Origin of the sequence: Sellimonas catena (assembly GCF_027924685.1) — a bacterium.
Lineage (GTDB): Bacteria > Bacillota > Clostridia > Lachnospirales > Lachnospiraceae > Sellimonas > Sellimonas catena.
This window is the reverse complement of the sequence record NZ_BSBO01000019.1, coordinates 1-12,961: the sequence shown is the minus strand read 5'-3', so window position 1 is coordinate 12,961 and position 12,961 is coordinate 1. Positions and strand designations below refer to the sequence as shown.

Below are 12,961 nucleotides of genomic sequence, written 5' to 3'. Positions count from 1 at the left end.
GTATGACATATGGGAAAAGACTTTTTTGAAGTGTTTCCGACTCTGAACCTTTCGGAGGAGACAAAATTTCTGCTGAAAGATGTCAGGGTTACGAAAGTTTCAACGAATTCAACAAGAGATTTTATCCGGATTTATCTGTTTTCCACCCATCTTCTGCAGAAAAAGAAGATTTATGAACTGGAATATGCTATCAAGCACCAGTTGTTTGACCGGACGATGATCCAGGTGGAGATTCTGGAGAGCTATCAGCTGTCAGAGCAGTATACGCCGGAAAACCTGATGCACGAGTATTATGACAGTATCCTTCTGGAGCTGGAGCAGAGAAGCGCCGTTGAGAGAAGCATGTTTGAGCATGCGGACTATGATTTCGAGGACAGCGTTCTGAATCTGAAGCTTCAGAATTCTATCGTGGCAGAAGGAAAGAAGGAGGCGATTGTAAGCCTCCTTTCCGAAGTGTTTAATGACCGTTTTCATGTGCCTCTTTCCATTAAAGTCGGCTATCAACCGCCGAAAAAAAAGAGCGCGCTTGAGTTTAACGAACTTCAGCTTCAGGCAGAAGTGGATGAAATTATTGAGAGAAACGAGGCACTCCGCAAGGAGAAACGGAAAAATACGGAAGAGGCGGATGCCGGAGAAAACGGGACAAAAGAAGAGAAAACAAAATCTGCTCCAAAGACATTGAAAGAAAAGCGGTTTGGAAAAGAGATGAAGAAACCGTTTGTCAGACGTGATTTCAGAAAATCGGATGATCCGAACATGATTTACGGACGTGACTTCGATGATCCTCCGATCGAACTCTCCCAGGTGTTGGGTGAGATGGGCGAGATCACTATCCGGGGAAAGGTCATCAGCTTTGATACGAGAGAGATCCGGAATGAAAAGACGATCCTCATGTTTGCCATCACCGATTTTACAGATACGATCGTTGTCAAGATGTTTGCCAGAAACGACCAGCTCCCGGACCTGCTTGGCGACATTAAAAAGGGTGCATTCCTGAAAGTAAAGGGGATTACCACGATCGACAAATTTGATGGGGAGCTGACCATCGGTTCTGTGAGCGGAATCCGGAAAATCAGTGACTTCACCGTGCAGAGAAAGGATCTCTATCCGGAAAAGCGTGTAGAGCTGCACTGTCATACGAAAATGAGCGATATGGACGGGGTATCGGAAGTCAAAGATATTGTAAAGCGTGCGCATGACTGGGGACACAAAGCGATTGCCATTACGGACCACGGTGTCGTTCAGGCATTCCCGGATGCCAACCACTATATCGAATCTCTGGATAAAGACGATCCGTTTAAAATTATTTACGGCGTGGAGGCGTATCTGGTGGATGATCTGACGGAGATTGCCCAGGGGGCGAAGGACCAGACTCTTCAGGATACATATGTGGTATTTGACCTGGAGACGACCGGATTCAGCCCGATTCAGGATAAGATTATCGAGATCGGAGCGGTCAAGGTGGAACATGGAGCGATCACAGAACGTTTCAGTACTTTCGTCAATCCGAAGATTCCGATTCCGTTTAAGATCACGGATCTGACCGGTATTACCGATGACATGGTGATGGATGCCGAGCCTGTCGAGGAAGTCCTTCCAAAATTTCTGGACTTTGTGGGAGATGCGGTTCTGGTAGCCCACAATGCAGGATTTGATGTCAGTTTTATTGAGCAGAACTGTAGATATCAGGAGATCGAGAAGGAATTTATATCGGTGGATACGGTGGCCCTCGCCCGGGTGCTCCTTCCGACTCTTTCCAAGTATAAGCTGAATGTTGTGGCAAAGGCACTGAACATTTCGCTGGAAAATCATCACCGGGCCGTGGATGATGCCCAGGCGACGGCCGAGATTTTTGTCCGGTTTGTCGAAATGCTGAAAGACAGGGAAATTTTTACATTGAAAGAGCTGAATCACTTCGGCTCCATGAATCCGGACGCAATCCGGAAACTTCCGTCCCACCATGCGGTCATTCTGGCGAAAAACGAGACCGGGCGTGTGAATCTGTACCGCCTGATTTCCATGTCCCACCTGCAGTATTTTTCCAGAATGCCGAGAATTCCAAAGAGCGAATTTTTACGGTACAGGGACGGACTCATTATCGGAAGCGCCTGTGAGGCAGGCGAACTGTTCCAGGCTGTCTTAAATGGAAAATCAGAAGAACAGATCGCAAAGCTGGTGAATTTCTATGATTATCTGGAAATCCAGCCGATCGGGAATAACCGGTTCATGATTGCAAGCGACCGTGTTTCCAATGTAAAAAGCGAGGAGGACCTGCGGGATTTGAACCGGAAAATTGTAAGGCTTGGCGAGAAATTCTGCAAACCGGTTGTGGCAACCTGCGATGTTCATTTCCTGGATCCGGAGGACGAGGTCTACCGTAGAATCATCATGGCGGGAAAAGGCTTTTCTGATGCGGATGAACAGGCACCGTTGTATCTGCATACGACGGAAGAGATGATGGAGGAGTTTTCCTACCTCGGAGCGGCAAAAGCCCATGAGGTTGTAATTGAGAATCCGAATAAGATTGCGGACATGATTGAAAAGATTGCTCCGGTCCGACCGGACAAATGTCCTCCGGTCATTGAAAATTCCGATCAGACCCTGCGTGATATCTGTTATAAAAAAGCCCATGAAATGTATGGAGATCCCCTCCCGGACGTCGTGACGGAACGGCTGGAGAGGGAGCTTCATTCTATTATCTCCAATGGATTCGCCGTGATGTATATTATTGCCCAGAAGCTGGTATGGAAGTCCAATGAGGATGGATATCTGGTTGGTTCCCGTGGATCAGTCGGATCTTCCTTTGTCGCTACCATGGCAGGAATCACGGAGGTCAATCCGCTAAGCCCGCATTATTATTGTCCGCACTGCCATTACAGTGACTTTGATTCCGAGGAAGTACGCGCGTTTGCGGGGGGCTGCGGATGGGATATGAAGGACAAGGACTGCCCGGTATGCGGACATCCGCTCGTCAAAGACGGGTTCGATATCCCGTTTGAGACTTTCCTTGGGTTTAAAGGAAACAAAGAGCCGGATATTGACCTGAACTTTTCGGGAGATTATCAGAGTAACGCTCACAAGTATACGGAAGTCATCTTTGGAAAAGGGCAGACGTTCCGCGCAGGGACCATCGGTACCCTGGCGGACAAGACCGCATTCGGATTTGTGAAGAACTATTATGAAGAGCGGGGCAGCAGGAAGCGAAACTGTGAGATCGACCGGATCGTGCAGGGATGTACGGGAATCCGGAGAAGTACAGGGCAGCATCCGGGAGGAATTATCGTTCTTCCTCACGGTGAGGACATCAACTCCTTTACCCCGGTGCAGCATCCGGCAAATGATATGAATACGGATATCATTACGACTCATTTTGACTACCACTCCATTGACCACAACCTATTAAAGCTTGACATTCTGGGACACGATGATCCGACCATGATCAAGACACTGGAGGAGCTGATCAATTCGGACGCCATGGACAATGAATATGACGGCGTAGAGAATGTATTTGACGCCAGAGATATTCCGCTGGATGACCCGAAAGTCATGTCGCTGTTTGCCAATACGGAGGCACTCGGCATCACGCCGGATGACATTGACGGATGTCCGGTTGGATGCCTTGGTATTCCGGAGTTCGGAACGGACTTTGTTATCCAGATGGTAGTAGATACAAAGCCAAAGACCCTCTCCGACCTGATCCGGATTTCCGGGCTTTCCCACGGAACCGATGTGTGGCTGAATAATGCGCAGACGTTGATTCAGGAGGGAAAGGCAACGATTTCCACGGCGATCTGTACCCGTGATGATATTATGACTTACCTCATCAACAAAGGGATGGACAGTGAGCTCTCTTTTACGATCATGGAGAAAGTGCGAAAGGGAAAAGGACTCACGCCGGAGTTTGAAGAGTCGATGAAAGAGGCTGGAGTACCGGACTGGTATATCTGGTCCTGTAAGAAGATCAAGTATATGTTCCCGAAAGCGCATGCGGCCGCCTATGTTATGATGGCATACCGGATTGCCTACTGTAAGGTCAACTATCCACTTGCGTATTATGCTGCCTACTTTGGAATCCGTGCAGACGCCTTTTCCTATGAGCTGATGTGTCAGGGAAAGGAAAAACTGGCATACCATATCCGGGAATATAAAAGCAGACAGGACCGGCTGAGTAAAAAAGAGCAGGATACGATGAAAGATATGAAGATCGTGCAGGAAATGTATGCGCGAGGTCTGGAGTTTATGCCGATTGATATTTATGAGGCAAAAGCGACCAAGTTCCGGATTGTGGACGGAAAGCTGATGCCGCCCCTTTCCAGTATCGATGGAATGGGAGACAAGGCGGCAGAAGCGGTGGAACAGGCAGCGAGGGACGGCAGGTACCTTTCAAAAGATGATTTCCGACAGAGAACCAAGGCCAGCAAGACGGTGATTGATAAGATGTCGGAACTGGGACTTCTTTCCGATCTTCCGGAATCCAATCAGTTATCTCTGTTTGATTTTGCAGATTAATGCTTTAAACGAATAAAGGAATATGATATACTAAAGAGGATAAGCCAAAGAGGCGGGTCCTCTTTTTTCTGTGCAAAAAGCCGGAAAGGAAAGACTTCTGCACAGAAGGCATTGCATGGAACAGGGAAGCGTTTTATTCCCAAATTAATCTGACCAGGAGGAAGAAAAAATGATATGGGCAAAGGAGGAGACACTGCCTAGAGAAGAACTGGAAGAGATCCAGCTCCGGAAGCTGCAACAGACAGTTTCCTACATCTATGAGAGGGTGGCTCCTTATCGGGGGAAAATGGACAAAGCAGGGGTGGCTCCGGAAGATATCCGTTCGCTGGATGACTTGAGGAGACTTCCGTTTACAAGCAAAAAGGATTTCAGAGATAATTATCCGATGGGGCTGTTTGCGGTTGACAAAAAGGAACTGGTACGTTTTCACGCAAGTTCCGGCACGACCGGAAAACCGACGGTTGTCGGATACACGAAAAACGATCTGGATATCTGGCTGAATAATGTAGCAAGAGTTGCCTGCATGGGAGGAGCACGCGCAGATGACATCGTGCAGCTCTCCTTTGGATACGGCACCTTTACCGGTGCGCTGGGACTGCACGGAGGACTGGAAAAGATCGGAGCTGCGGTGATTCCGATGTCATCCGGCAATACGAAAAAACAGATCATGTTTCTAAAAGACATGGGCGTGACACTTCTTGTGGCGACACCGTCCTATGCGCTGCATCTTGGCGAAGAGATCCGCAGGGCCGGGATGGATCCGGCGAAAGATCTGTGCCTTCGGACCGGACTCTTCGGAGGCGAAGGAATGACCGAGGCGATGCGCGAGGAGATGCACCATGTATGGGGCGATCAGTTCTTCTGCACGCAGAATTACGGCATGAGCGAGCTCTGCGGACCGGGTGTGGCAGGCGAGTGCAGAGAGCTTTGCGGCATGCACGTAAATGAAGACTGGTTCATACCGGAAATCATCAATCCGGAGACAGAAGAAGTGCTGCCGCCGGGAGAGCGTGGAGAGCTTGTTGTGACCTGTCTTGGAAAGGAGGCTCTTCCGATTATCCGTTACCGGACCGGAGATATGACCCGGATTTTCTATGAGCCGTGCAAATGCGGAAGAACGACCGCAAGAATCGAAAATCTTTCCGGAAGGGCAGATGACATGCTTGTCATCCGCGGCGTCAATGTATTCCCGACGCAGATCGAAGAAGTACTGCTCAAGATCGATGAGATCGGACCACACTATGAAATCCTTGTAGAAAGAAAGAACAGACTGGACGTTATGACCATCACAGTGGAACTGATTGATGACAGGCTGCTTGACAGCTACGGAAAACTCAGCGAACTGGAAAAGAAGATCAAGGCGGGACTGAAATCCCAGCTTGGCCTCGCAACAGAAATCCGGCTGGTAGCGCCTTATTCTCTGCAGAGATTTGAGGGAAAGGCAAAGAGAATCAAGGATTTACGAAAGGATGGATTATAGAATGTCAGAATCAAAGAAAGTCATAATGCTTGGAAACGAAGCAATCGCAAGAGGGGCGTATGAAGCCGGAGTCAAGGTGTCGTCAGCCTATCCGGGAACGCCGAGTACGGAAATCAGCGAAAATCTCGTGAAATACAGGGATGATCTGTACGCGGAGTGGGCACCGAATGAGAAGGTGGCGGCAGAAACCGCGATCGGAGCCAGCATCTCAGGAGTACGTGCCATGGCATGTATGAAGCACGTGGGGCTCAACGTAGCTTCCGACCCGCTCTATACGGTTTCTTACATGGGAGTCAACGGAGGACTGCTCTTTATGGTGGCGGACGATCCGGGACTTTACAGCTCCCAGAATGAACAGGATACGAGAATGATTGCAAGGGCTGCGGGCGTGCCGGTTCTGGAACCGTCAGACAGTGCGGAGGCAAAAGAGTTTGTCAAAATCGGATTTGAATTAAGCGAACAGTTTGACCGTCCGGTCATCTTCCGTATCACCACAAGACTGGCACACTCTCAGGGACTTGTGGAACTCAAAGACCGGGAGGAGATTCCGGACAAAACATATGAAAAGGATATCCGGAAAAATGTCATGATGCCTGGAAACGCAAAATTCCGGCATGTGGAAATCGAAAAGAGAAATAACGAATTAAAAGAAGCGGCAGATACGCTTCCGATCAATAAAATGGAGATGAACGATACCAGAATCGGAGTCATCACAAGTGGAATTCCGTATCAGTATGTGAAAGAAGCACTGCCTCAGGCTTCGGTCTTAAAGCTTGGCATGGTCAACCCGCTTCCGGAAAAACTGATCCGGGAGTTTGCATCTAAAGTTGAGACACTGTATGTGGTGGAGGAACTCGATCCTGTCATTGAAGAGCAGGTAAAATCCTGGGGTATTCCTGCCATTGGAAAAGAGATCTTTACCATTCAGGGAGAATACAGTTCCAATATGATCCGCAAGGCCATCCTCGGAGAAGAAGTACGGATGGATCCGCCGGCAGATGTGCCGCAGCGGCCGCCTATTCTCTGTCCAGGATGCCCGCACAGAAGCGTCTTCTATGTTCTCAACAAATTAAAGATGCATGCGGCAGGAGACATTGGATGCTATACACTTGGAGCAGTGGCACCGCTCAGCGTGGTGGACACGACAATCTGTATGGGAGCAAGTATTTCCAGCCTCCATGGAATGGAGAAAGCAAAAGGAAAAGAATACATCAAAAACTGGGTGGCAGTAATTGGAGATTCGACATTTTTACATACCGGTGTCAATTCCCTGATGAACATGGTTTACAATCAGGCTACCGGAACGGTGCTGATTCTGGATAATTCCACTACCGGAATGACAGGCCATCAGGATCATGCGGCGACCGGAAAAACACTTCAGGGAGATCCGACTTACGCAATCAACATTCCGAATCTGTGCCGTGCAATCGGTGTGCCGAATGTGCAGGAAATCAATGCCTTTGACATTGAAGCGCTGGAGAAAGCAATTAAGGAAGAAGTGGCAAAAGACGAAGTATCCGTCATCATTACAAAGACACCGTGCGTACTTCTTGACAAGAGACCAAAACCGCTCTATGCTGCGGATCCGGAAAAATGTAAAAAATGCGGCATGTGTATGAAACCGGGCTGCCCGGCCATGACAAGAAATGAAGACGGTACGATCCGGATTGACGACACCATGTGTACCGGATGCGGACTCTGTGAATCCCTCTGTAAGTTTGGAGCGATTGAACTGGTAAAGGCAGGTGAAAAGTAATGGGAGTAAAAAATATTATGATCGTCGGTGTCGGAGGCCAGGGAACACTTCTGACAAGCCGGATTCTTGGAGGACTTGCACTGGATGCAGGATATGACGTCAAACTTTCGGAGGTCCATGGAATGGCGCAGAGAGGAGGAAGTGTTGTAACCTTTGTCCGCTATGGAGACAAGGTGGCAGAACCGATTGTGGAGGAAGGCTGCGCAGATATTATTATCGCGTTCGAACGTCTGGAAGCACTGCGCTATGCACATTTTCTGAAAGAAGGGGGAGCACTGATCCTGAATGACTGGAGGATCGATCCGATGCCGGTTGTGATCGGCGCGGCCAGGTATCCGGAACACATCATTGAAACGCTGGAAGAGAAACATAAAGTCTACACTGTCAACGCGACGGAGGAGGCCAAGAAGCTTGGAAATCCAAAAGTATTCAATATGATTGTTCTCGGTATCGCATCCAGACATATGGATTTCACAAAAGAACAGTGGTACCGGGTGATTGAAAAGACGGTGCCGCCAAAGACAATCGAGATCAATAAAAAGGCATTTGAAACAGGAGCAGCACGATAGGAGGACGAAATGAAACAGGTATCGGTATTTGTGGAAAACAGACCGGGAAGTCTGATGGAAGTAACCTCAAAGCTGATGGAGGCGGAGATCAATATCCGTGCGGTTGCTTCGTTTGATACTCCGGAGTTCGGAATCCTGCGGATGGTGGTGGACCAGCCGGAACGGGCGAAAGAGACGCTGACCAGACTGGGATTTGTGGTACGGATCTATGACGTGGTCGGAGTAGAATTAAAAGATGAAAAAGGAAACTTAAACAGAATGCTGTCCATTCTGGCTGACGGACAGATCAATCTGAATTATATCTATTCGTTCGTGATCCGTGATAATAACGCACCGGTGATGGTATTTTCGACAGATGACATGGAACGTGCGGAAAAGATTCTTGCGAAGGCAGGAGTAAAGCTTGTCTCGGATGAGGAGTTATAGGAGGAAAAGAGCATGATAACAGACAAAACATGGAAGGAACAGATCCGTGATCCGCAAGCAGAATGTATGAGCGAAGATGAACGGATGGTACTTCAGGGGGAAAAACTGAAAAATCTTGTAAAAAGAGTGTACGGGGTCGTTCCTTTTTATACGGAAAAGATGAAAGAACTCGGTGTAGAACCGGGAGATATCAAAGGAATCGAAGATATCACGAAACTTCCGTTTACGACAAAGGAGGACCTGCGTGACAACTATCCGTTCGGATTTCAGGCAGTGCCGAATGAAAAGATCGTAAGAGTTCAGGGAACGTCCGGCACGACCGGAAAACTGACGGTCATGGCCTATACGCAGAAAGACGTGGACATCTGGGGCGAGTGTGTGGCGCGCTGCCTTACGATGGCCGGACTGACAGCGCAGGACCGGATTCATGTCTGCTATGGATATGGACTGTTTACCGGAGGAATGGGACTGGATTTTGGAGCGCAGAAGCTTGGAGCCATGGCAATCCCGATGTCAGCCGGAAATACGAAACGTCAGCTGATGTGTATGGAAGATTTTGGCGCCACGGCGTTTGCCTGTACACCGTCCTATGCGATGCATCTTGCAGAAGCCATGCAGGAAGCAGGTGTCGTTGAAAAGATGAAAATCAAGGCGGCAGTATGCGGAGCAGAACCTTGGACTGTGGAGATGCGGCACAAGATCGAGGAGATTCTGAAGATCAACTGCTTTGATATTTACGGGCTCTGTGAGATCAGCGGACCGGGTGTTGCGATGGACTGCATCCACCATGAAGGACTCCATGTGAATTCTGACTTCTTCTATCCGGAAGTACTCGACCCGGCCACACATGCGCCGTTGAAAGACGGAGAGACCGGAGAGCTGGTATTTACCACGCTGGACAAGGAAGCCGTACCGTTAATCCGTTACCGGACGAAAGACCTTACAAGCATCTGCCATGAGACATGCAAATGCGGACGTACAACACCGAGAATTTCCAAGTTCAAAGGACGTACAGACGATATGAAAGTCATCCGCGGCGTCAATGTATTTCCGACCCAGGTGGAAACAGCACTCTTTGGAATTGGAGAAGTCATTCCGCATTATCTGCTGATTATCGACAGAGAGGACAATATGGATGTACTTACGGTCATGGTAGAAGTGGATGAGAAATTTTTCTCGGATGAAATCCGGAAACTGGATGCACTCCGCCATAAGATCGGTGATGTCTTAAAGCAGGCGCTTGGCGTTTCTGTCAGAGTCAAACTGGTAGAGCCAAAGACGATCGAGAGAAGTGAAGGAAAAGCAAAACGTGTAATTGACAACCGGAATCTTGTATAGGAGGGAAAAGCATGAGTACAATTCAGCAGTTATCGGTATTTCTGGAAAACAGAGAAGGAAGACTCGATGAAGTTCTGCATGCGCTTGGAACGAACGGCGTCAATATTGTCGCCCTCAGCCTTGCAGATACAACAGAGTACGGGATGTTAAGAATGATTGTCTCAGACCCGGAAAAGGGGAAAGAAGAGTTGAAGAAGATTGGAATCACGGCAATGCTCACACCGGTTATTGCCCTGAGAGTTCCGCATGCAACCGGGTCTTTGAGCAAAGCGATGCATCAGCTTGTGGAAGGCGGAATTAACGTAGAATATATGTACGCATTCGCGAACGGTAAAGATGCTTCCGCAGTCCTAAAGACAGATGAGCCGGAAAGAGCGGCAGACATATTGAAGCAAAGTGGATTCGGTGTCTGGAAAGCAGATGAGGCTTATAAGGCAAATTTATAAAGAAACGTATCAAAAAAGGCTGTCATCGACAGCCTTTTTTGTAATCCAGATTCTATGGCTTTTAAATATCTAAATTGAAAAACGAATTTATATAAATAAAAGATGCATACAATTTCGATTATAACCTGGTCACATTGACAGCCTGAGGACCTTTTTCTCCTTCTGTTACTTCGAATTCAACAGACTGTCCTTCTTCCAGAGTCTTGAATCCATCCATATTCAGTCCGGTATAGTGTACAAATACATCGTTTCCGGATTCATCACAGATAAATCCATATCCCTTCTGGTTGTTGAACCATTTTACGGTACCCTTGTTCATAGTGCTACCTCCATAAAAAATAAAAACAATAAGCCATACATCGAATATACGATGTTACTAGAGCATAGCACTTTTTGCGTGAAAAGTCAATGATTTGTCGAGAAATATAGAGCGTAAAAGAAGAATTGTCCGAATTTCAATAAAATTCTGATAAATACGGAATGAGAAGCGGCCTTCACACCTTTCGTGGGAGTGCATAATCTGATGGTATGAAACAGTTTTGTGGAGGTTATTATGAAAAAGAAGCTTTTGTCCGCACTTCTTGTTGCTGCTCTCGCAGCATCTGTACTTGCCGGATGTGCAAAAGAAGAGACCGGTTCATCAGAATCGGACAAAAAGGAGGAAACCAGACTTACAAAAGTAACTTTGAATGAAGTTGCCCATTCCATTTTTTATGCCCCGATGTATGTGGCTGTCGAGGAAGATTATTTTAAGGACGAAGGGATTGATCTGGAACTTGTCACCGGATTTGGAGAAAACATTTTAGGCAGAGACTTTCTCTATAAGGTGCGGAAAAGTATATCCGCACCGCAAACAGAGCAATTCTAAACAAAATCAACATAGTCAATAGTATAGTCAGGCTTCAGATGAATCTGCCGGATGATGTTACGCCAGAAAGTCCTCCGGTTCTCTTCAGAAAGGGAATGGTAAATGGAAAGGAAATCTTTTTTTAGAAGCGATTCCATGAAGGAATAATCGCTTTCCGGTTCTATGATGACCGTTTTTAAGCTGTTTTTTTCAGATTCCAGAGCATCATATTCTTTGCTGTAATAGTCCCAGGTAATTCGATCTTTCTGAAAGAGAAGATTCAGCCTGGACATTTCTTTTTCGATCTGTTCTTCGGTTCGAACTTTCGGCGTTTGCTTATTTTTCGTTTGAATCTCTTCTACACGAATTTTATATTCTTCGAATTCCCTTTCCAGATTATCAAGCAGATAAGTTTCTACAAGGTTCTGACTTACTTTATGCTTATTCGTGCATATCCGGTCAATCATAGCCCGATTACAGCGGTAGTAGCAGTAATCCCGTTTCTCACCGGTTTTGCGGTTGATGATCGATCTGCAGCCGGTCCCGGCCAGAATCTGTCCGCATTCCGGGCAACGGATCATCCCGCTGAAATAATAGATCCTTCCGGATGGAGTGGTTTTAATGTTCTTCTTACTGATCTTCTGCAAACGTGCCCAGCGGGCTTCAGAAACGTAGGAAGGGCAATAGGGTATTCCGCGGTACGTTCCTTTGTAAAACTCGCTTGAGAGCATAGTACGAAGGCTACTGTAGGAAAAGGAAGGATCATAATGGCTTTGTATGTAACGCAGCGTAGCCTGTTTTCCCTGATGCTTTTCAAAATAATCAAAGAAAGCATTGACCAGTTCTTCCTGATCAGGATCCTTCACCATGCATTTTTGGCCATTTACAACACCGATTTTATATCCCCTTGGCATATTGGCTTCGCCAAAGATGACTTTCTTCTGTCGGATCGAAGCCTCATTTACAAATTTGATACGCTCGGAAGTTGTATCGACTTCATTTTGTCCGATCGACAGTACGACATTAAGCTGCAGACGGCCGTCACGGGTTTCCATGTTGATTCCTGGTTCTGATGCAGAAATCCAGTAAACCTTGTATTCGTCCAGAATGTCTTGTACCTTGTAAAAGTCGGACATGTTACGGAACCAGCGGTCGAGACGCCAGAAGAGGATGACATCGATTTTCCCGGCCTTAACATCTTCCAGAAGGGCATGAATCGCTTTCCGCTTTTTCAGCTCTTTTCTGGCTGTTTTACCTTCATCTGCGTAGACTCCAACAGGAATCATGCCGTGATCTTTGGCATAGGAAGTAAGATAATCTTTCTGAGCTTCCAGTGATTTCCCATGTACGAGCTGTTCTGAGGTGGATACACGAATGTAGATAGCGCAGCGTTTGATTTTCTCCGACATGGTATCATCTCCTTTATGTAATTGTATAAAAATAACAGCCAAAGCAGAACAAGAGTTAGTGTATAATTATTATTGGCAAAAATAGGAATTTTTCCTAAATAAAAAGGGAAGCAGAGAAAATCCCTACTTCCCAATCATACAGTTTTTCTTTATGATGTTAGTTGCAAAATAAAACACGTAA

General features: G+C 47.1%; 10 protein-coding genes. 8 read left to right on the top strand and 2 right to left on the bottom strand.

Annotation, left to right across the window (positions count from 1 at the left end; translation table 11 throughout):
- Positions 1–9 precede the first annotated feature (9 nt).
- The 7 genes from Selli1_RS09795 to Selli1_RS09765 all read left to right on the top strand — a co-directional run bounded on the left by Selli1_RS09795 (position 10) and on the right by Selli1_RS09765 (position 10,524).
- Positions 10–4,509 carry a PolC-type DNA polymerase III gene (locus tag Selli1_RS09795; RefSeq protein WP_281872914.1) on the top strand — a complete coding sequence of 1,500 codons (4,500 nt, stop codon included), beginning with the start codon at positions 10–12 and terminating at the stop codon, positions 4,507–4,509.
- A 169-nt stretch (positions 4,510–4,678) separates the two neighbouring features.
- On the top strand, positions 4,679–5,989 hold the full coding sequence (locus Selli1_RS09790) for a phenylacetate--CoA ligase family protein (RefSeq protein ID WP_281872912.1): 1,311 nt from the start codon (positions 4,679–4,681) through the stop codon (positions 5,987–5,989).
- A 1-nt stretch (position 5,990) separates the two neighbouring features.
- Positions 5,991–7,745 (top strand): indolepyruvate ferredoxin oxidoreductase subunit alpha, encoded by a 1,755-nt coding sequence (gene iorA / locus Selli1_RS09785; protein WP_191434031.1) that lies wholly within the window; start codon positions 5,991–5,993, stop codon positions 7,743–7,745.
- Positions 7,745–8,314 (top strand): indolepyruvate oxidoreductase subunit beta, encoded by a 570-nt coding sequence (locus Selli1_RS09780; RefSeq protein WP_087168454.1) that lies wholly within the window; start codon positions 7,745–7,747, stop codon positions 8,312–8,314. Before iorA ends, Selli1_RS09780 begins: the two co-directional genes overlap by 1 nt.
- 9 nt (positions 8,315–8,323) lie before the next feature.
- Positions 8,324–8,740, top strand: coding sequence for an ACT domain-containing protein (locus Selli1_RS09775; RefSeq protein WP_087168453.1), 417 nt, complete (start codon positions 8,324–8,326; stop codon positions 8,738–8,740).
- Between the two features lie 12 nt (positions 8,741–8,752).
- On the top strand, positions 8,753–10,078 hold the full coding sequence (locus Selli1_RS09770; protein WP_087168452.1) for a phenylacetate--CoA ligase family protein: 1,326 nt from the start codon (positions 8,753–8,755) through the stop codon (positions 10,076–10,078).
- Between the two features lie 11 nt (positions 10,079–10,089).
- Positions 10,090–10,524 (top strand): ACT domain-containing protein, encoded by a 435-nt coding sequence (locus Selli1_RS09765; protein ID WP_087168451.1) that lies wholly within the window; start codon positions 10,090–10,092, stop codon positions 10,522–10,524.
- A 118-nt stretch (positions 10,525–10,642) separates the two neighbouring features.
- Here Selli1_RS09765 and Selli1_RS09760 read toward each other — a convergent pair whose 3' ends face one another.
- On the bottom strand, positions 10,643–10,843 hold the full coding sequence (locus Selli1_RS09760; protein WP_087168450.1) for a cold-shock protein: 201 nt from the start codon (positions 10,841–10,843) through the stop codon (positions 10,643–10,645).
- A 234-nt stretch (positions 10,844–11,077) separates the two neighbouring features.
- Here Selli1_RS09760 and Selli1_RS09755 point away from each other — a divergent pair, with 234 nt between their 5' ends.
- Positions 11,078–11,392 (top strand): ABC transporter substrate-binding protein, encoded by a 315-nt coding sequence (locus tag Selli1_RS09755; RefSeq protein ID WP_281872910.1) that lies wholly within the window; start codon positions 11,078–11,080, stop codon positions 11,390–11,392.
- On the opposite strand, the gene Selli1_RS09750 is transcribed toward Selli1_RS09755, so the two are convergent.
- The gene (locus Selli1_RS09750; protein ID WP_281872909.1) at positions 11,389–12,780 is read right to left on the bottom strand and encodes a recombinase family protein; all 1,392 of its coding nucleotides are present in this window, start codon (positions 12,778–12,780) and stop codon (positions 11,389–11,391) included. The two genes, Selli1_RS09755 and Selli1_RS09750, sit on opposite strands and share 4 nt — an antisense overlap.
- Positions 12,781–12,961: the final 181 nt, after the last annotated feature.